The following is a 17,200-nucleotide window of genomic DNA, read 5'->3' as shown; positions in this document are numbered from 1 at the left end:
GCCGACCTCAGCGTTTGAAGTGTGGGGGGATTTTCGCGTCGACGTTGACCCATACCGAGCGTGCTTCGGTGTAGTCGTGGATCGCTTCGAAACCCATTTCCCGGCCGTAACCGGACTGCCCTACTCCGCCAAACGGGCTGCCGGGGCTGACGCGCTTGTAGCAGTTGATCCAGCACATGCCGGCGTGAATGGCGTCAGCCATTTTATGCGCGCGGCTCAGGTTCTGCGTCCACAGACCGCTGCCCAACCCGTACTCGGTGCTGTTGGCGATGGCCAGCGCTTCTTCGTCGGTGCTGAATCGCACCACGGTGACGAACGGACCGAAGACTTCTTCCTGGCACACGCGATCACCGGGCTTGGCCTCGACCACGGTCGGCTCGACATAAAAGCCGTTGGCGAGTTTTTTGTCGTCCGGTGCCTTGCCGCCGGCGAGAATCTTGCCGCCCTGCTCGATGGCGATGTCGATGTACGCCATTACACGGTCGCGGTGCAGGGCTGAAGTCAGTGGGCCCATTTCGGTGTCCGGGTCCATCGGGTCGCCCAGGCGAATCGATTTGGCCAGGGCGATGAAGCGCTCGAGGAACGGGTCGGCGATGTCTTTGTGCAGAATGAGCCGCGAACCGGCGATGCAGGCCTGGCCCTGGTTGTGGAAGATCGCCCAGGCTGCGCCATTGACGGCCGCATCCAGATTGGCGTCTTCAAACACGATGTTGGCGCCCTTGCCACCCAGCTCCAGCTGGATGCGCTTGAGGTTGCTCTTCGAAGCTTCAACGATGCGCCGGCCGGTGGCGGTCGAGCCGGTGAAGGCGATCTTGCCGACATCGAGGTGTTCGGCCAGCGCTTGCCCGGCGGTATGGCCGTAGCCCGGCACCACGTTGACCACGCCCTTGGGGAAGCCCACTTCAGTCATCAACTCAACGATGCGCAAGGTCGACAATGGGGTGATTTCCGAGGGTTTGATCACGATGGTGTTACCCGCCGCCAGCGCCGGGCCCATTTTCCAGCTGGTGAACATCAGCGGAAAATTCCACGGCACGATCTGCCCGACCACGCCAATCGGCTTGCGCTGCACGTAATTGAGGAACCCGGCTTCCACCGGAATCACCGAACCCTCGATCTTGTCGGCCATGCCACCGAAATAGCGGAAGCAGGCGGCAGTACGCGGCACGTCGAGGCCACGGGAGTCGCGAATCGGGTGGCCGGTGTTCAGCGATTCGAGTTGCGCCAATTCTTCACCGCACTCTTCGATCTTGTCCGCCAGTTTCAGCAGCAGGCGACCACGTTCGGCCGCACCCAACGCCGACCAGGCCGGGAACGCGCGTTTGGCGGCGGCCACCGCCAGGTCGATGTCAGCAGCTTCGGCGGCGGCAATGCGGGTGATCAACGCACTGTCATGGGGTGACACCACGTCAATGGTGCCGCCAGCCACCGCATCAACGAAACGGCCATCGATATAGAGCTGATTTTGCATAATGGTTTCCTCGCACCGCGCCGGGGGCACAGTGTCTGACTGGATGACAAGGGAGCAAGGCCCGGCGCAAGACCGGGCAAGACACGCGGTCTTAGAACTCGATCGGGTATGGCTTGAGCTCACCGCTTTCGTAGCGTTGCGGCAGGTTCGGCGTGGCGTTTTCCCAGACCAGCAGCATCGAGCGCTTGGTCGAGTAGCCCTGGTGACGAATATCCGCCGGCATGGCGCAAATGTCGCCAGCACGCATGGTGATGCGCGCACGGGGATTTCCATCATCCTTGTCCCCGACATCCCAGATGATCTCGTCCGATAGCTGCAAGAACCACTCGATGCGGTCGTTGCCATGGAACACAGGCAGGATGAATTCTTCAGTGGTCGGGCAGAACAGGCTGGCCTTGCACACCGAGGTCACCGACGGGTTCCAGGTCACATCGGAACGCGACAGGTATTTGTGCAGGTTGAAGGCATGCAACTGGCCTTCGAAGCCCTCTGCGGCGTGGACTTCCGGCTCGTCCTGCGACACATCGATGAACTGGCGGTTGACCGGCAGATCGTTGCGCAGCGGCGAATCATCCGGCAGGCCGGGCATGCGTTTGGTGGCGATGCGGAAGCGTTCGATGGCTTCAATGTTGTTGCCGTTCTTGCGACCGAATGCGGTGCCGGTCTCTTCCGGGGCAGCGAACGGGTCGAAAGTGGCGTTGGTCCAGTCGCGCAGAATGGCCTTGAAGGTCGCCATGATCAGCGGTGTTTCGAAGTTTTCGGTGTAGTTGACCCCCGCTGCCTTCAGCGTGCCGTTGAAGGTGCCGGCGTACAGGTCGACTTTGCCGTAGTAGTTGCGGGTACCGATGACATGGTCGAAGTTGACCCAACCATAGAAAAAGCCCCAGGCGACGTCCCGCATCAAGGCGCGCAGAAAGGCGTCGGCCGGAATCAGGTGCGAACGGGTCTGGCCTTTGGCGGGCCAGGTGATACGGGCGAAATACTCGTCGCGTGACAGTTCGAAGGCGCCGAGTTTGAAGGCGCGGTAGCCGGTGACGGCATGGGGAGCGCTGGCCTGGACGTCATCGTCGGCGAACAATGGGGTTTGGGCAGCGGTTTCAAGCATGGCCATGACGGGGTTCCTCTTTTTTTTTGGGCTGGGGGCGGCTGCGCAGGTCACTTGAAGCAGATGTCTGCCCACTTCTCGACCGACAACGGCCCTTTGATGGTCTGCTGCAGGATCACGCCCGGACGACTGGCTTCGAAGCGATAGGCGCTGCCCACTGGCAACAGGCATTGATGCCCGCGCTTGAGCAGCACGTAGCCCATCGGCTTGCCCTGGGGTATTTCACCCGCCAGCTGCGTGCCCTCGCCTGCGCTCAATGGCGCATCGAGCTTGAGGAAATCCACTCGTACTTCCCCGTCCATGACGATGGCGAACTCGTCGTGGGCGGCCGTGTACCAGGGCGATTGGCCTTCGGCGCGCAGGGTTTCTATGACGTAGCCGAGGTTGAGGCCGACGACGACTTTTTCATAAGGAAGGGATTTTTCCGCCACTTCGAAAACGTTCGAAAAGGCGTAATGGCTGGCCTGGCCGCTGATGATTTCAACCGAGCCCTTGGTGTACTTGTCCAGCGAGCCGAAGACCGTTTCGATTGCCGCGCTACTCATGGTTTTCACCGTTTTGTTGTTGTAGTAACAGTGAGGCAACAGTACGTCGCACCTAGCCTTGGAACAATTAGAGGACCGGCGACAACAGTGTTTGCAAAACGCAAACACTGGAACCTCTGCAGTCCCTGTAGGAGCGAGCTTGCTCGCGTTAGCGCAGTGTCAGGCAACGGATAGGTTCAATCAGCCACCGCTATCGCGAGCAAGCTCGCTTGTTATGGAGCCATGGCCCGGTTTTTTCAGCGCACCCAGCCACGCTCAAGCAAGGGTTTATCCCAGCATGGCTCATCACCGAAATTCTCCACCAGAAAGTCAATCAACGTGCGCACTTTCAAGGCCCGACGCTGGGTTGCGGGGTACACCGCGGAGAAATTGAACGAGGACAACGCGTACTCCGGCAGCACCGGAATCAGCCGCCCGCTGAGCAAGTCATCGCTGGCCACCAGGGTCGGCAAGCAGACAATGCACACCCCGGTCGAGGCGTAGTCGCGCAGCAAGTGCACGGAATTGGAACGCACCTGCCCAGGAAGGCTCAGCTCCACGGTTTCGTCTTCGCGGGTGAAGATCCAGCGGTTGCGCGACGGATAGCCTTCGTACAGGGCGATCTTGTGTTGCAGCAATTGCTGCGGATGGGTCGGCACGCCGAACTCGCCGGCGTAATCGGGGGACATGCAGAACAATCGGCGCACGCTGAACAGTTTGCGTTCGATCAGGGTTTCCGCCATGGGCGGGAACATCTGGAACGCCACATCGAAGCCTTCTTCAATCGGGTCCACGACCCGGTCATTGACGATGACGTCGACCTCGATGTCTGGGTACAGCCGGGTGAATTCGGCCAGCATCCGGCCGAAGTGACCGATGGCAAAACCGGGCAGCATCTGTACGCGTAACTTGCCGGTGGGCTTGGCGCGCAGCTCGCGCATGTGTTCGGTCAGCGAGTTGAAACTGGCGACCATGTCCGCGCATTCCTTGTAGTACGTCTCGCCGACTTCGGAGAGACGCACATGGCGGGTGCTGCGATGGAACAGCGGCGCGTTGATGAATTGCTCCAGCTGTTGAATGCGATGGGTGATCACCGAGCGGGTCACACCCAATTGCTGAGCCGCCCTGGCGAAGTTGCCGGTTTCGGCCACCCGCACAAAGGCTTCGACACTGAGTAAACGGTCCATGGGACAGGCTCTCTGGATGTTTTTGTTCTTGTAGGAGCTACGAGGTTAGCCTGTTGACCTGTCGCACTCCACATCCATTGTGGCGAGGGAGTTTACTTCCGTTCGGCGGCGTAGCCGCTGCAAACCCGGACACCGCGATTTGACTGAAACACCGTGGTGTCTGGATTTGGGTCCGCTTCGCGACCCAACGGGAATAAACTCCCTCGCCACAGGTAACCCCGCCACAGTCCCCCTTCACTCCAGTTTCAGGTTCCCATACGTATTGACCGATACTCAGTCAGCGATTAAGCCAAGGGTAACGCGCCGTGTCCTGGCTGCCGTAATCCGGGTCCAGGTAGATGAAGCAGCGCTGGATCTTGAAGTCGCGGATTTCGAACACGTCAGCCCAGTAACCGGCACCCGCAGGGGTCGGTACGCCGGCGCGCCAGAGGCCGTCGACGTGCTCGCCGAAACTGGTGCCTTCGCAGACCAGCGTGTCGGTCCCCGTGAGGATCCAGTTGAAGTGCGCGTAATCGTGGGTGATCGACTTCAAACGGCTGCCCAGGTCGCTGAACATCTGGCCGATTTGCTCACGGCCGGTGGCCAGGCCCCATTTGGGAAACAGGACCTGCGCATCCTCGGCGAACAGCTCGAGAATGCTGCCGCCCGTGGAGGTGATGCCGCCATTGTCGAAAGCCTTTAGGTATTCCAGGGCGACCGATTTGCGTTGTTCGTCGGTCATTGTCAGGGTGCTGATCATGAGGATCTCCGGAGTGCTTCGGGAAAAGGTCGAATGTCAGTGCAGCGACTTGATGTAGGTGATGATCTTATGCCGTTTGCCGGGGTCGTCCTGGGCGTAGACCATCGCACTGCCCAGCGCGACGGCCTGGGTATCGGTCAGCCAGGCATCGAGCATTTGCTCGTCCCAGACTTTGCCGGCCATGGCTTTCTTGTAGCCGTCGCTGTAAGTGAAGTTCGACTCGCTGGCAGCCTTGCGACCCAGCAAGCCGAACAGGTTCGGCCCCTGCCCCGGCGGCCCGCCCTTGTCGAAGGTGTGGCAGACCGCGCAATGGCTGGTCGCCAGTTTCTGCGCCAGTTCCAGTTCGTCGGCCTGGGCGATGCCCATCTGACCCATGCCTACCGCCAGCAGCAACAGCGCCGGGGCTCGTAGAAGGAAGTGCTTCATATCGTTGTTCTCTTCTAATCACGATGATGGAATCCATGGGCCGCGAGTGATCGCGGCCCGCTCGATTCAACTGCGGCTCGGTTCTTTGTGTGCCTGGTTCGCCGCGCGATAAGCGAAGGCGATGATCGGGCCAAGCGTCGAACCGCCGGACCAATAAGCACGACCGGAGGCCGAGGCCACGCAGTTGCCGACGCCGTACAGTCCTGGGATCGGCGTGTTGGCGTTATTGAGCACCTGACCAACGGAGTTGGTTTTCGGACCGCCCTTGGTGTCGAGGTTGCCGCCAGTGATCAACGCCGCGTAGTACGGACCTTTCGAGGCCAATGGGTACATCGTCAGGTTACCGGTGCGGTCGGGTTTGACCGGGCCGGTGAACACACCCTGGATCACCAACTCGCCACGATGGAAGTCCAGATCCTTGCCCTTCTTCGCCAACTCGTTGAAGCGCTTGAGCGTGGCTTTCAGGTTTAGATTGAAGTCCTGGCTGAGCTTCATGCCGCCAATGGCGGAGGCATGTTTATCGAGGCGCTCGGCGATGTTTTTGGCCAACTCCTCCAGGGTTTCGCCCCGGACCACATGGCGGTCGTTGCCGCCCTTGGGCACGATGGGCGAGCCGTATTCGTCACTGTTGCAATAGTCCTGGGCACGTTGGTCCCAGATCGAAAACATCACCAGATTCGGGTATTCGGCTTTTTCACCATCCCACTGGAAGAAGGTCGGAACCAGTTCGTTGTAGACGGTTTTTTCATTGACGACGCGCTTGCCGTACTTGTTCACCATCAGCATCGAATCGCCGTTCATGGTGAAGATGCCGGACATCGAACCGTCCTTGGCCAGGGCTTTTTCCAGCAGAATCGGGCATGACCAGGCGTAGTTCATGTTGCGCAACTGCACCCCCAGATCACTGGAGATGCGGATGAAATCGCCTTCGTTGGTCAGCGCCGCGCAGCCGCCGTACACCGGGGCGTTGAGGAAATTGCGGCGCAGTTCCGGATCGTGGGTGAAACCACCGGTGGCGAAGATCACCGCCTTGCGCGCCTTGACCCGTTGACGTGTGCCCTCTTCGGTTTCGACTTCGACGCCGATCGCTTCGCCCTTGGCGTTCTGGATCACTTTCACCACGCGCTCGCCGGTACGGATCTGCACGCCGTCACGCTTGGCTGCGGCCGTCAGCGTACGGATCGCCACGCGACCGCCATCCGACATGCTTGCCCGGGCTTCCTTGGGCACCAGGACACGCCCCTTCTTGGCCTTGTCTTCTGGCAACTCAGCCCAGTAGTCCGGCACGTCCGGGCAATGGCGGTAAGGCAGCGCGTCGCGTTCGGCCAACAGTTCGGCGGCGGGCGAAGCGCTCTCGTAGATCGCTTCGCACATCTCGTATTCCCAATCCGACAGACCGAGTTTCGGCAAGGACGGGTCGTAAGATTGCGGACGAGTCAGACGCGCGACGTAGCGCATGTAGTCGGCTTTATCATCGACGATGCCGGCGTCACGCATCGGCTTGTTGTTCGGCACCCAGTACCAGAACGCCGCTTTGGCCGCGGTGCCCCCCGGGCTGCCGGCCTTCTCCAGCACGACTACATCATTGCCCAGCCAGCGGGAGAACAATGCGGTCGGCAAACCGCTGCCGCCACCGCCGACGACGACAATGTCGTGTTCTCTGTCGAAGGGTAACTCGTCGCTGGCCATCGCCTGTGCCGCCACGCCCGATAGTGCGGCGACCGCGGTACCGGCGGCGCCGGCCTTGATGAAGCTGCGGCGTGACAGTGCAAGTTTCTGGTTTTCTTCGTTCACTTTTTATTCTCCGGAATGAGTAGCGGCCACAAGGGCAAATCACAGAACGCAGGCAGGCGTCTGCGACTCACCAGTAATGCCAAAGCTGCACAAACAAGCCGTCCGTGACGGTGGTGTTGCGCCCATCCACGCCTTTGGAATAGTGGATGGAAACCTGGTCCCACATTTTCTGGTTGAACACCTTCTGTACGCCGGGCTTGAGCTGAAACAGCACACCGGCGCCGAGGGCGGTTTCATTGGAATCGGAGAACTCGATGGCGTTGTTATTGCGATCATCGGAGCTGAAGGTTTTCTGGTAATCAGCGCTGACGAAGGGCGTGACCTGATAGGTCGGACGGTCGACGATGTTGTAGCCCAGGCGCAGGTTTGCATGGCCGGTGTCACCAGGCTCGGTATGGTGCGGGCCCTCGCCGCGAATGATCGCGCCGACCAACAGGTCGATGTTCACCTTGCCCAGCCATTCGTTGTAGAACAGCGAGGGCCACAGGGCGTAGGTGTCGCTGCTGACCGAATCCGCACCGGTCGGCAGTTGCACATAGGCTTGCGCGCCGATGGTGCGCAGTGGGGTCGGGTTGTACCAGACCAGGCCACCAACCAATGGATCGCCAAAGCCGCTGACCCGCGTACCGTTGCCGCGAACCGCAACCTCCGGGAGGGTGATACTGGCGATGAAGCCGGTATTGGGCAGGCCATCCATCTTCCAGTAGTGCAACAGCGACGTCAGGCCAACGTAGGTTTCGGTATTACTGCCGGCGACCTTGTTGCCATGATCGTCGAAGCGTTTGCGGTCGTTGTTGTATTCGAATTCCTGACCCACCGAGTTGTAGGGCTCGGTGAAGTCCGAACTGAATTGGAAACTTTGTGGTCGGTTGCTGGCATAAGGAATACCCGAGGCTTGCGCCATCGCGGGAAACAAAATGCCAGCCCCCAGAACGGGAGCGAACAGGGTTGCTGCGCAGCCCCATGCACGAATACTCATACCTGCCTTCCTTATTTTTATTAGGAGCCAACCCCCAGGGGGGCGTAAGGCCGAAAGCAAGGTATGACGTCTTGATGAGCCCTGGCTGGAGCTCCACCCAATCGTTGGCGGATCGTGATGTTCGGCGTAATGGAGGCTACAAGCGCCCCCCTACGCCAACAATTCCAATCTCGGCGACTTCAGTGTTTGCGTATTTAGAACAATGCCGAGGACATTCGCTGAATTCCGGGAATGACTATGGATTTGGGAAAGACTTCAATCCCCTTGTGTGAGCGTGGCTTGCGCGCGATGGCGTCAGGACAGGCAACATTGATGTCGAATGTGCCGGACCAGTTATTTGGGCAGTGGATACAGCTGTTCGTCGAACTGCGAGAGCTTTGGAAACACGAGTGGCTGATCATCACTCAGATGCTGCAACCGCTGCGCATAATCCGCCAGAAACTCCCGACGCGCCTCATCGCTGATGTACGGCACATGCCACGCCACAAACGGCTCCAGCACATCAAAACCAACGTAAGCCAGGGTCCCGCGCAGGATCGGCCGCAGCATGTCCTGCAACGGACCATGAATCGCGTCCTCGCCGAACATGTGTTCGCGGCCACCCAAAGTGACGGTGACCAATGCCTTTTTACCGGCCAGACCACCCTGATCGTAGAAACGCTTGCCGCCATAGCAGATGCCGGACACCAGCACCCGGTCGATCCAGCCCTTGAGGATCGCCGGGGTGGAGAACCAGAAGACCGGGAAGTTGAGGATCAGCAGGTCGGCCCACAGCAGTTTGTCCAGTTCGGCCTGGATGTCCGCCGCCAGCGACTGGCTTTTCACTCCCAGGCGTTGCTCCAGGGCGTACACCAGATACTCGGGGTTTTCCCGGGAGGAGAAGTCATCGGCGCTGGCCACCGGGTTCCAGTTCATTTTGTACAGGTCGCTGACCTGCACTTCATGGCCCTGGGCTTCAAGGGTCGCGACCGCTTGATCGCGTAAAGCCGCGGTGAAGGATTGTGGCTCTGGATGAGCGTGGACGATCAGTACTTTCATGGTGATTCCTTAGACTTTTTCCAGCGTAGGGTTTGAATTCGGGAGCGCGCGGCTGGCCAGCAAGCGGTCGAGCCAGTCGGGGTCCATTTGCGGTTCGGACGAAAACAGCAGTCCGGTGTAATCCTGGTGCGGCGGGGTGAAAATCCTGCTGCGTGAGCCGTGGTCGACCACCCTGCCCCGTTGCATCACCAGCACTTCATCGGCAATCGCACGCACGGTCGCAACGTCGTGGGTGATGAACAGGTAGGCCACGCCCAGCTGTTGCTGAATACGATTGAGCAGTTTGAGCACGCCTTCGGCCACCAGTTGATCCAGTGCCGAGGTGACTTCGTCGCAGATGATCAACTGCGGGTCGGCCGCCAGTGCCCGGGCGATACAGATCCGTTGTTTTTGCCCACCGGACAGTTCCCGGGGCTGACGCTCCATGAAGATGGCCGGGTCGAGTTCGATCATCTCCAGCAACTCGGCCACCCGCGCACGCATGGCCTTGCCCTTGAGCCCCAGGTAAAAGGTCAGCGGCCGCCCGATGATATCGACGATGCGCTGGCGTGGGTTCAGCGCCGTGTCGGGAATCTGATAAATCATCTGGACGCGCCGCAGCTGCTCCTTGCTGCGCTGGCGAAAGTCCGCTGGCAGTGGCTGGCCGTCATACAGCACCCGGCCCGAGGTCGGCGGCAGCAGACCGGTGATCAGTCGCGCGGTGGAGCTTTTGCCGCTGCCGGATTCGCCGATGACCGCCAGGGTCTGGCCACGGTACAGCTTCAGCGAAACGTCATGCAGCACCGGCTGACGACCGTAACTGGCGCAACTGTTGCGCAGTTCAAGCAGCGGCTGTTCCTGTTGCGGACACGCCTTGGGTTCAGTGCGGAAACTGCGTACCGCCCACAACGACTTGGTGTAGTCCTGCTGCGGATCGCCGAGCATCTTGCGGGTCTCGGCCTCTTCCACAAGCTTGCCGTGGCGCAGCACCATGATGCGGTCGGCCATCTGCGCCACCACCGCCAGGTCGTGGCTGATGTAGATGGCCGCGCTGCCGTAGGTTTTCACCGCATCGCGAATCGCCGCCAGCACTTCGATCTGGGTGGTGACGTCCAGCGCGGTGGTCGGCTCGTCGAAGATGATCAGGTCGGGATGGCAAGCCATGGCCATCGCCGTCATCACCCGCTGCAACTGCCCGCCGGAAACCTGGTGCGGATAACGCTGGCCGATCTGTTCGGGATTGGGCAGGCGTAGCACGCGGTACAGTTCCACGGCTTCAGCCATGGCCTGTGAGCGGCTCATGCCGCCATTTTTCACCGCCGTTTCGACATGCTGGTCGATCAGTCGATGGGCCGGGTTGAACGAAGCGGCCGCGCTTTGTGCGACGTAGGCGATGCGCAAGCCGCGCAACTTGCGCAGGGCTTCGGGTTTGGCCTTGAGCAGATCGATGCCGTCGAAATGCACCGAACCACCGGTGATCTTGCAGCCGTCACGGGTGTAGCCCATGGCCGACAGGCCGAGGGTCGACTTGCCCGCTCCCGACTCGCCGATCAGCCCCAGCACTTCGCCGCGCTGCAGGGTCAGGTCGATGCCCTTGATCAGCGGATGCCAGGCGTCTTCGTAGTGACCTTCGATATGCAGGTTGCGGATTTCCAGCAAAGGTTTGGAGGTCGTCATGTTCAGCATTCCTTGAGGCCGCTGGATTGATGCAGCATCCAGTCGACGACGAAGTTGACGCTGACCGTGATCAATGCCACGGCCAGGGCAGGCAGCAACGGGCTGATGTCGCCGAAGGTAATCAGTACGGCGTTATCGCGCACCATGCTGCCCCAGTCGGCGGTGGGCGGTTGAATGCCCAGACCGAGGAATGACAGCGCACTGATGAACAAAAACACAAAGCAGAACCGCAGGCCGAACTCGGCAATCAACGGTGCCGCCGCGTTCGGCAACACTTCCCGGGTTACCAACCACCACAGGCCTTCACCCCGCAGGCGCGCCGCTTCGACGAAGTCCTGGACCACGACGTTCATCGCCACCGCCCGGGACAGGCGAAACACCCGGGTCGCATCCAGCAGCGCGATCACCAGCACCAACGAGGTCGCCGTGGTGCCGACCACACTGAGAATCAGCAAGGCAAAGATCAGCTGCGGGATCGCCATCAGGATGTCCACCACCCGCGACAGCCCCTGATCGATCGCACCGCCCTTGATCGCCGCGACCAGGCCGCTCAAGCCACCGAGCAGGAACGCCAGCACCGTGGTGAGGAAGGCAATGCCCAGGGTATTGCGCGCGCCGTAGACCAGGCGGCTGAACATGTCGCGCCCCAGGTTATCGGTGCCCAACAGAAACGGCCCGCCCCACGGCGCGAAGCCCTCGCCCACCACCTGGGTTTCGCCGAAGGGCGCCAGTACCGGGGCGAACAGCGCCACCAGGATGTACACAACGATCACCAGCAATCCGAACTTGGCGCTCAGCGGCGCCCGGAGCATTTGTTTAAGAAAGCTCATGGTCTACCCCTTTGGATGCATCAGGCGTGGGTTGCTGGCAATCGACAGCACATCGGCGCTGGTATTGAGCAAGATGTAGGTCGCCGCGAAGATCAGGCTGCAGGCCTGCACCACCGGGATATCGCGCTTGGCCACGGAGTCCACCAGCAACTGGCCGAGGCCGGGATAGACAAACACCACTTCGACCACCACCACGCCCACCACCAGGTACGCCAGGTTCAGCGCCACCACGTTGACGATCGGTGCCAGGGCATTGGGCAAGGCATGGCGAAAGATGATCCGCGACTGGCTGACACCCTTGAGCCGGGCCATTTCGATGTAGGGGCTGGCCAGCAGGTTGATCAGCGAGGCTCGGGTCATGCGCATCATTTGCGCGATCACCACCAGGCTCAGGGTCGCCACGGGCAGCACCGAGCGCTCCAGAATCGTGCCGAGGGACGCATCCGGCGCGAGATTGGAAATGCTCGGGAACCAGTTGAGCTTCACCGCGAACACCAGGATCAGGATGTAGGCGACGAAGAACTCGGGAAACGACACCGCACTCAGCGCCGAGGTGTTGAGCAAACGGTCGAACCAGCTGTTGCGGTACAACGCCGCGAGCATCCCTAACAGCAACGCCAACGGCACCGACACCATGGCCGCCAGCAACGCCAGGCTGAAGGTGTTGCCCAGTCGCGCGCCCACCAATTCAGCGATGGGTCGCTGGTTGGCCAGGGAGACTCCGAGGTCGCCTTGCAACAGGTTCCAGATCCAGTGCCCGAAGCGGGTCAGTGGCGGCATGTCCAGCCCCAGTTGCGCACGGAACGCCGCCACGGTTTCGGGGGTGGCGGATTGGCCGAGCATGGCCTGGGCGATATCACCCGGGAGCATGCCGACCGCGAGAAAAATGATCACTGATACCGCAAACAGCGATAACAGCCCCAATGCCAAACGCTGAAGTAGCAATCTGAAAATACTATTCACCGCGCAGTTCCTTACGAAGATCACCATTTCCAACTGTAGGAGCGAGCCAGCTCGCGATGGACGTCAACGATGACGCGGACAGTCTGAGTATCCGCGTTGCCTTGACCTTTCTCGCGAGCAGGGCTCGCTCCTACAGGGGTTCTTCATCTTTGCCGAACGCTTACGCCTGCCACCAGCGCTCGATTACCCGCAGCCCATCCAGCTCGCCGTAAGGCGCTGTCTGCCCGCCGTGCGCGACCCTGTTGGAGCGCGCCGCCACGGAACTGGCGAACAGCGGCACGATTGCCCCGCCGTCATCCCGGCACAGCGACTGCATTTCGTTGTACATCTCGCGGCGCAGCGGGTCGTTCATCTCGCCACGGGCAGCGTTGAGCAGTTGATTGAAGCGCGGGTTGTCCCAATGGGTTTCGTTCCATGCCGCGCCCTTGGCGTAACCGATGCTGAACATGCGGTCGGCGGTCAGGCTGCTGTACCAGAACGACGTGGTGAAAGGTTGCTTCATCCACACGTTGGTGAAGAAGCCATCGGCCGGCTCGCGTACCACGTCTATGTCGATCCCGGCTGCGCGGGCTTGCTCCTTGAACAGCACCGAGGCATCGACGGCGCCGGTGTACGCCGCGTCCGAGGCTTGCAGGCGCACCTTGAGCGAATCCATGCCGGCCTTTTTCAGGTAGAAGCGCGACTTGTCCGGATCGTAGCTGCGTTGTTCCAGTGCCGTGTTGATGAAGCGGCTGCCAGGCTGGATCGGGTGATCGTTGCCCACCAGGCCATAGCCGTACAGCACCGAGGCCAGCAGGGTTTCACGATTGATCGCATGCTTCATCGCCAGGCGCACGTCATTGTTCTGGAACAGCGGACTGTCGGTGAGCATCGGGAAGGTGTAGTGCTGCGCGCCCTTGGTTTCTTCGATGACCAGGTTCGGATTGCGCTTGAGCAGGGCCACGGTTTTCAGGTCGACCTTGTTGATCACGTCCACTTGCCCGGTGACCAACGCGTTGATTCGCGCGGCGCCGTCGCCAATGGCGATCAGTTCGGCGCTGGCGAAGTGCGCCCGCCCCGCTTTCCAGTAATCCGGGCTGCGTTCCAGGGTCATGCGCACACCCGGTTCGAAGTTCTTCAGGCGATAACCGCCAGTGCCGACACCGGCCTGCCAGTCCGGCACGCCGTCCTTGCTCGGCATGATCACCAGATGGTAATCGGCGACCACGTAGGTGAAATCGGCGTTGCCCGAATGCAGCTCGAACACCACGCTGTCGCTGCCGTTGGCACTGACCTTGGCCACATCGCCCAATACGGTCTTGGCCGCCGAGCTGGATTTGTCCCCGAGGTGATGCTGGATCGAGGCGACCACATCGTCGGCGGTCAGGGTCTTGCCGTTGTGGAAGGTCACGCCCTGGCGCAATTTGAAGGTCCAGACCCGGGCGTCCGGGGTCGAGGTCCAGCTTTCAGCCAGCTCGGGGATCGCCGAGCCGTCGACGGCAATTTCGGTCAGGGTGTTATAGATCGCCGAGAACCCGACGAAGGTGAAGGTATCGACCCAGGAGCCAGGGTCTTTCGAGTCGGTGGTGCTGGCACCGGCCAGGCCCAGGCGCAGCACGCCACCTGGCTTGGGCGTCGCCTCTGCCGCCATGGCGCCGAATGGCAGGCCCATGGAGTACGCGCCGGCAACCGCCGCGGCAGTCGCGCTGTACTTGAGAAAGTCGCGACGCGCAAAGCTGAATTCATGGTTCGCTTGAGTAATCTTGTTTTTGTTATCGCTCATTGCATTGCCTCTGATTGAAAGCTAAGGAAATACCCGTTCAAAACCACGCGAAACACCGGGCCATGGCCCGGTGCAAACACCCTTTGAATCCTTTACCGTCACACCTGGATCGCCTTCACTTCGACGAATTCGTTAAGCCCCTCTTCCCCCCACTCCCGTCCGTTGCCGGATTGCTTGTAGCCGCCGAACGGCGCCTGATAGTTGAAGGCCGCGCCATTGAGGAAGCATTGGCCCGCCCGCAGTTGCCGCCCCAGTTGCAAGGCGCGCTCGCGGCTGCCGGCCCAGACGCCGCTGGACAGGCCGAACGGCGAGTCATTGGCGATCTGGATCGCCTGCGCCTCATCCGCATAGGGAATCAGGCACAGCACCGGACCGAAAATCTCTTCCTGGGCAATGCGCATTCGGTTATCGACATCGGCAAACAGCGTCGGGCGAACGTAATAACCGCGCTCGAAGTCCGGCGCCGAATCACCACCGCAGAGCAACCGCGCGCCTTCGGACTGACCGAGACGGATGTACTCCTCAACGGTGCGACGCTGCCCCGCCGAACACATCGGGCCGAGGAAACTCTGCGGATCGAGCGGATCGCCCATGCGCAGGCTCAGGGTCTCGGCCATGGCCAGTTCCAGCGCTTCGGCATAACGGCTGGCCGGCAGCAACATGCGTGTCAGCGCGGTGCAGGTCTGCCCGGAGTTGATCATCACGTCCTGTACGCCATAACGCACCGCTGCCGCGAGATCCGCATCCTCGGCGATCAGCAACGGTGACTTGCCACCCAGTTCCAGGCACACCCGCTTCACCGATGGCGCCGCTGCCTGGGCAACGCGCACACCCGCGCCGGTAGAACCGGTGAACGACACCATGTCGACGTCCGGGTGCCTGGCCAGGGCTTCGCCGACCTTGGAGCCCGGCCCGCTGACCAGGTTGAACACCCCGGCCGGCAGACCGATATCCTCGATCATCTGCGCCAGCAGAAACGCGTGCAGTGGCGTTTCCTGGCTCGGCTTGACCACCACCGTGCAACCGGCGGCCAAGGCCGGCGCGAGCTTGCCGATCAACTGGTGCAGGGGGTAATTCCACGGGTTGATGAACGCACAGACGCCAACCGCTTCGCGGATCACCAGCGAGTTGCCGACTTCACGCACCTCGTCCATCAAGCCGGCGAGTTCGATGTACTGCTCCAGGCCGATGATCGGCCCGTCCACCTGCACCGAACGGCTCCACTGCACCGGCATCCCCAGTTCAGTGGTGATCACGGCGGCCATTTCATCGGCGCGGGTGCGCAATTGTTCGGCCAGCGCCCGGATGTAACCGGCACGCACACTGGACGGCGTCCGCGACCATGGCCCGAAGGCCCGACGGGCAGCGGCGACAGCGTTGTCGACATCCCGCTCATCGCCCAAGGGTACGCGGCCGGCGACTTCTTCGGTGGCCGGGTTGATCACCTCGGCGATGCCCTGCCCCGACGGGATTTGCCAGCGTCCATCAATAAACAGTGCCTTGTGATCAAGCATGAACCTGAGCCTCCATCAGTTCCTGGGCGCAACGGGCGATGCGCTGGCAGGCATCGCGCAACGGCGCCGCCCCCACCACCAGCCCGAGGCGAATGTGTCCGGCGGCGCTCGGGCCAAAGGCTTCGCCGGCCAGCACCGATACGCCGTGGCGATCGAGCAGACGGTCGGCGAATGCCTGAGCACTGAGGCCGGTTTCGCGGATATCGACCATCACGAACATGCCGCCATCGGGCTTCAGCGCACGCACGCCGGGGCAATCGGCCAGGCTTTCGCACACCTGATCACGGCGCTGCCGATAGGCTTCGCGCATGGCTTCCAGTTCCGGCAACTGGCTCTCCAGTGCCACCACGCCGGCGTCCTGGATAAAGTCCGGCGAGCCGTAGAGCATGCACAGCGCCAGGTTTTCCAGGTGCGCGGACAAAGACAGCGGCGCCACAACCCAACCCACGCGCCAACCGGTCATGGCATGGGATTTCGACAGGCTGTTGAGGGTCGCGGTGCGCTCGGCCATGCCCGGCAGACTCGCCGGGCTGACGTGTTCGCTGTCAAACAGCAGCTCGCTGTAGACCTCATCGGAAATCAGCCACAGATCGTGGGCGATGCACAGTTCCGCCAAGGCTTCCCAGGTGCTGCGCGGCAGGCTCGAGCCCGACGGGTTGTGCGGGCTGTTCAGCGCCAGGGCACGGGTCCGAGGCGTGATGCGGGCGGCGACGTCTTCGGGCAGTACGCGAAAGCCGTTTTCCGAGCGCACCGGCACCGGCACGACCTTGGCCCCGCAAGCTCCGAACACGGCTTCGTAGGTGACGTACATCGGCTCGGCGACGATCACTTCATCGCCGGGGTTGAGCACGCACTGAGCCACGCTGAACAGTGCGCACTGTGCCCCGGCCAGCACCGTGACCTCATCCGCCGACACCGACTGCCCGCTGCGTTGCCCGTGGCGTTTGGCGATGGCTTCTCGCAGGGCACGCTTGCCGCGCACCTCCGCGTAGTGGGTGTTGCCGGACAACAGGCTGTCGATGGCGCCCTGGACGATGGGTTGCGGCGTGTCGAAATCGGGGTCGCCAACCGATAGCAACAAGATGTCCTTGCCTTGCTCCAGCATGGCCAGCGCACGGTAGTGAATATCCCAGGCGGCGGCGCCGTCACCGGCGATGCGTTGAGTCAGATCGGAAAAGCGCATGGCCCTATTCCCTCCAGTAAAGGTTGAAC

At 61.5% G+C, this 17,200-nt stretch carries 15 protein-coding genes; all 15 read right to left on the bottom strand.

Features of this window, described 5'->3' with window-relative positions; genetic code table 11:
- Positions 1–7: 7 nt before the first annotated feature.
- On the bottom strand, positions 8–1,471 hold the full coding sequence (locus F7R06_RS02085) for an aldehyde dehydrogenase family protein (protein ID WP_090321969.1): 1,464 nt from the start codon (positions 1,469–1,471) through the stop codon (positions 8–10).
- 91 nt (positions 1,472–1,562) lie between these two features.
- The gene (locus F7R06_RS02080; RefSeq protein WP_090321971.1) at positions 1,563–2,582 is read right to left on the bottom strand and encodes a hydroxyquinol 1,2-dioxygenase; all 1,020 of its coding nucleotides are present in this window, start codon (positions 2,580–2,582) and stop codon (positions 1,563–1,565) included.
- 44 nt (positions 2,583–2,626) lie between these two features.
- Entirely contained in the window at positions 2,627–3,121 is a 495-nt protein-coding gene (locus tag F7R06_RS02075) for a cupin domain-containing protein (protein ID WP_090321973.1), read from the bottom strand.
- Between the two features lie 236 nt (positions 3,122–3,357).
- Complete coding sequence (locus F7R06_RS02070) at positions 3,358–4,287, bottom strand: LysR family transcriptional regulator (protein ID WP_090321975.1); 930 nt, start codon at positions 4,285–4,287, stop codon at positions 3,358–3,360.
- A gap of 277 nt (positions 4,288–4,564) precedes the next feature.
- Positions 4,565–5,026 carry a nuclear transport factor 2 family protein gene (locus tag F7R06_RS02065; RefSeq protein ID WP_090321978.1) on the bottom strand — a complete coding sequence of 154 codons (462 nt, stop codon included), beginning with the start codon at positions 5,024–5,026 and terminating at the stop codon, positions 4,565–4,567.
- 36 nt (positions 5,027–5,062) lie between these two features.
- A complete protein-coding gene (locus F7R06_RS02060) occupies positions 5,063–5,452 on the bottom strand; it encodes a c-type cytochrome (RefSeq protein WP_090321980.1) in 390 nt (129 codons plus the stop codon).
- 66 nt (positions 5,453–5,518) lie between these two features.
- A complete protein-coding gene (locus F7R06_RS02055) occupies positions 5,519–7,246 on the bottom strand; it encodes an FAD-dependent oxidoreductase (RefSeq protein WP_090321983.1) in 1,728 nt (575 codons plus the stop codon).
- Between the two features lie 67 nt (positions 7,247–7,313).
- Complete coding sequence (locus F7R06_RS02050) at positions 7,314–8,225, bottom strand: transporter (RefSeq protein ID WP_090321985.1); 912 nt, start codon at positions 8,223–8,225, stop codon at positions 7,314–7,316.
- Positions 8,226–8,558: 333 nt separating this feature from the next.
- Positions 8,559–9,263 (bottom strand): NAD(P)H-dependent oxidoreductase, encoded by a 705-nt coding sequence (locus tag F7R06_RS02045; protein WP_090321988.1) that lies wholly within the window; start codon positions 9,261–9,263, stop codon positions 8,559–8,561.
- Between the two features lie 9 nt (positions 9,264–9,272).
- Positions 9,273–10,919, bottom strand: a complete 1,647-nt coding sequence (locus F7R06_RS02040; protein ID WP_090321991.1) for an ABC transporter ATP-binding protein — start codon at positions 10,917–10,919, stop codon at positions 9,273–9,275.
- A 2-nt stretch (positions 10,920–10,921) separates the two neighbouring features.
- A complete protein-coding gene (locus F7R06_RS02035; protein ID WP_090321994.1) occupies positions 10,922–11,749 on the bottom strand; it encodes an ABC transporter permease in 828 nt (275 codons plus the stop codon).
- Positions 11,750–11,752: 3 nt separating this feature from the next.
- Positions 11,753–12,712, bottom strand: coding sequence for an ABC transporter permease (locus F7R06_RS02030; protein ID WP_090321996.1), 960 nt, complete (start codon positions 12,710–12,712; stop codon positions 11,753–11,755).
- Between the two features lie 160 nt (positions 12,713–12,872).
- On the bottom strand, positions 12,873–14,474 hold the full coding sequence (locus tag F7R06_RS02025) for an ABC transporter substrate-binding protein (protein ID WP_090321998.1): 1,602 nt from the start codon (positions 14,472–14,474) through the stop codon (positions 12,873–12,875).
- Between the two features lie 98 nt (positions 14,475–14,572).
- Positions 14,573–15,988 (bottom strand): aldehyde dehydrogenase family protein, encoded by a 1,416-nt coding sequence (locus tag F7R06_RS02020; protein WP_090322002.1) that lies wholly within the window; start codon positions 15,986–15,988, stop codon positions 14,573–14,575.
- A complete protein-coding gene (locus F7R06_RS02015) occupies positions 15,981–17,171 on the bottom strand; it encodes a pyridoxal phosphate-dependent aminotransferase (protein WP_090322005.1) in 1,191 nt (396 codons plus the stop codon). Before F7R06_RS02015 ends, F7R06_RS02020 begins: the two co-directional genes overlap by 8 nt.
- Positions 17,172–17,200: the final 29 nt, after the last annotated feature.

This window comes from Pseudomonas moorei (genome assembly GCF_008801475.1).
Classification (GTDB): Bacteria; Pseudomonadota; Gammaproteobacteria; order Pseudomonadales; family Pseudomonadaceae; genus Aquipseudomonas; species Aquipseudomonas moorei.
The sequence above is the reverse complement of the archived record's forward strand: the minus strand, read 5'-3'. Positions and strand labels throughout refer to the sequence as shown.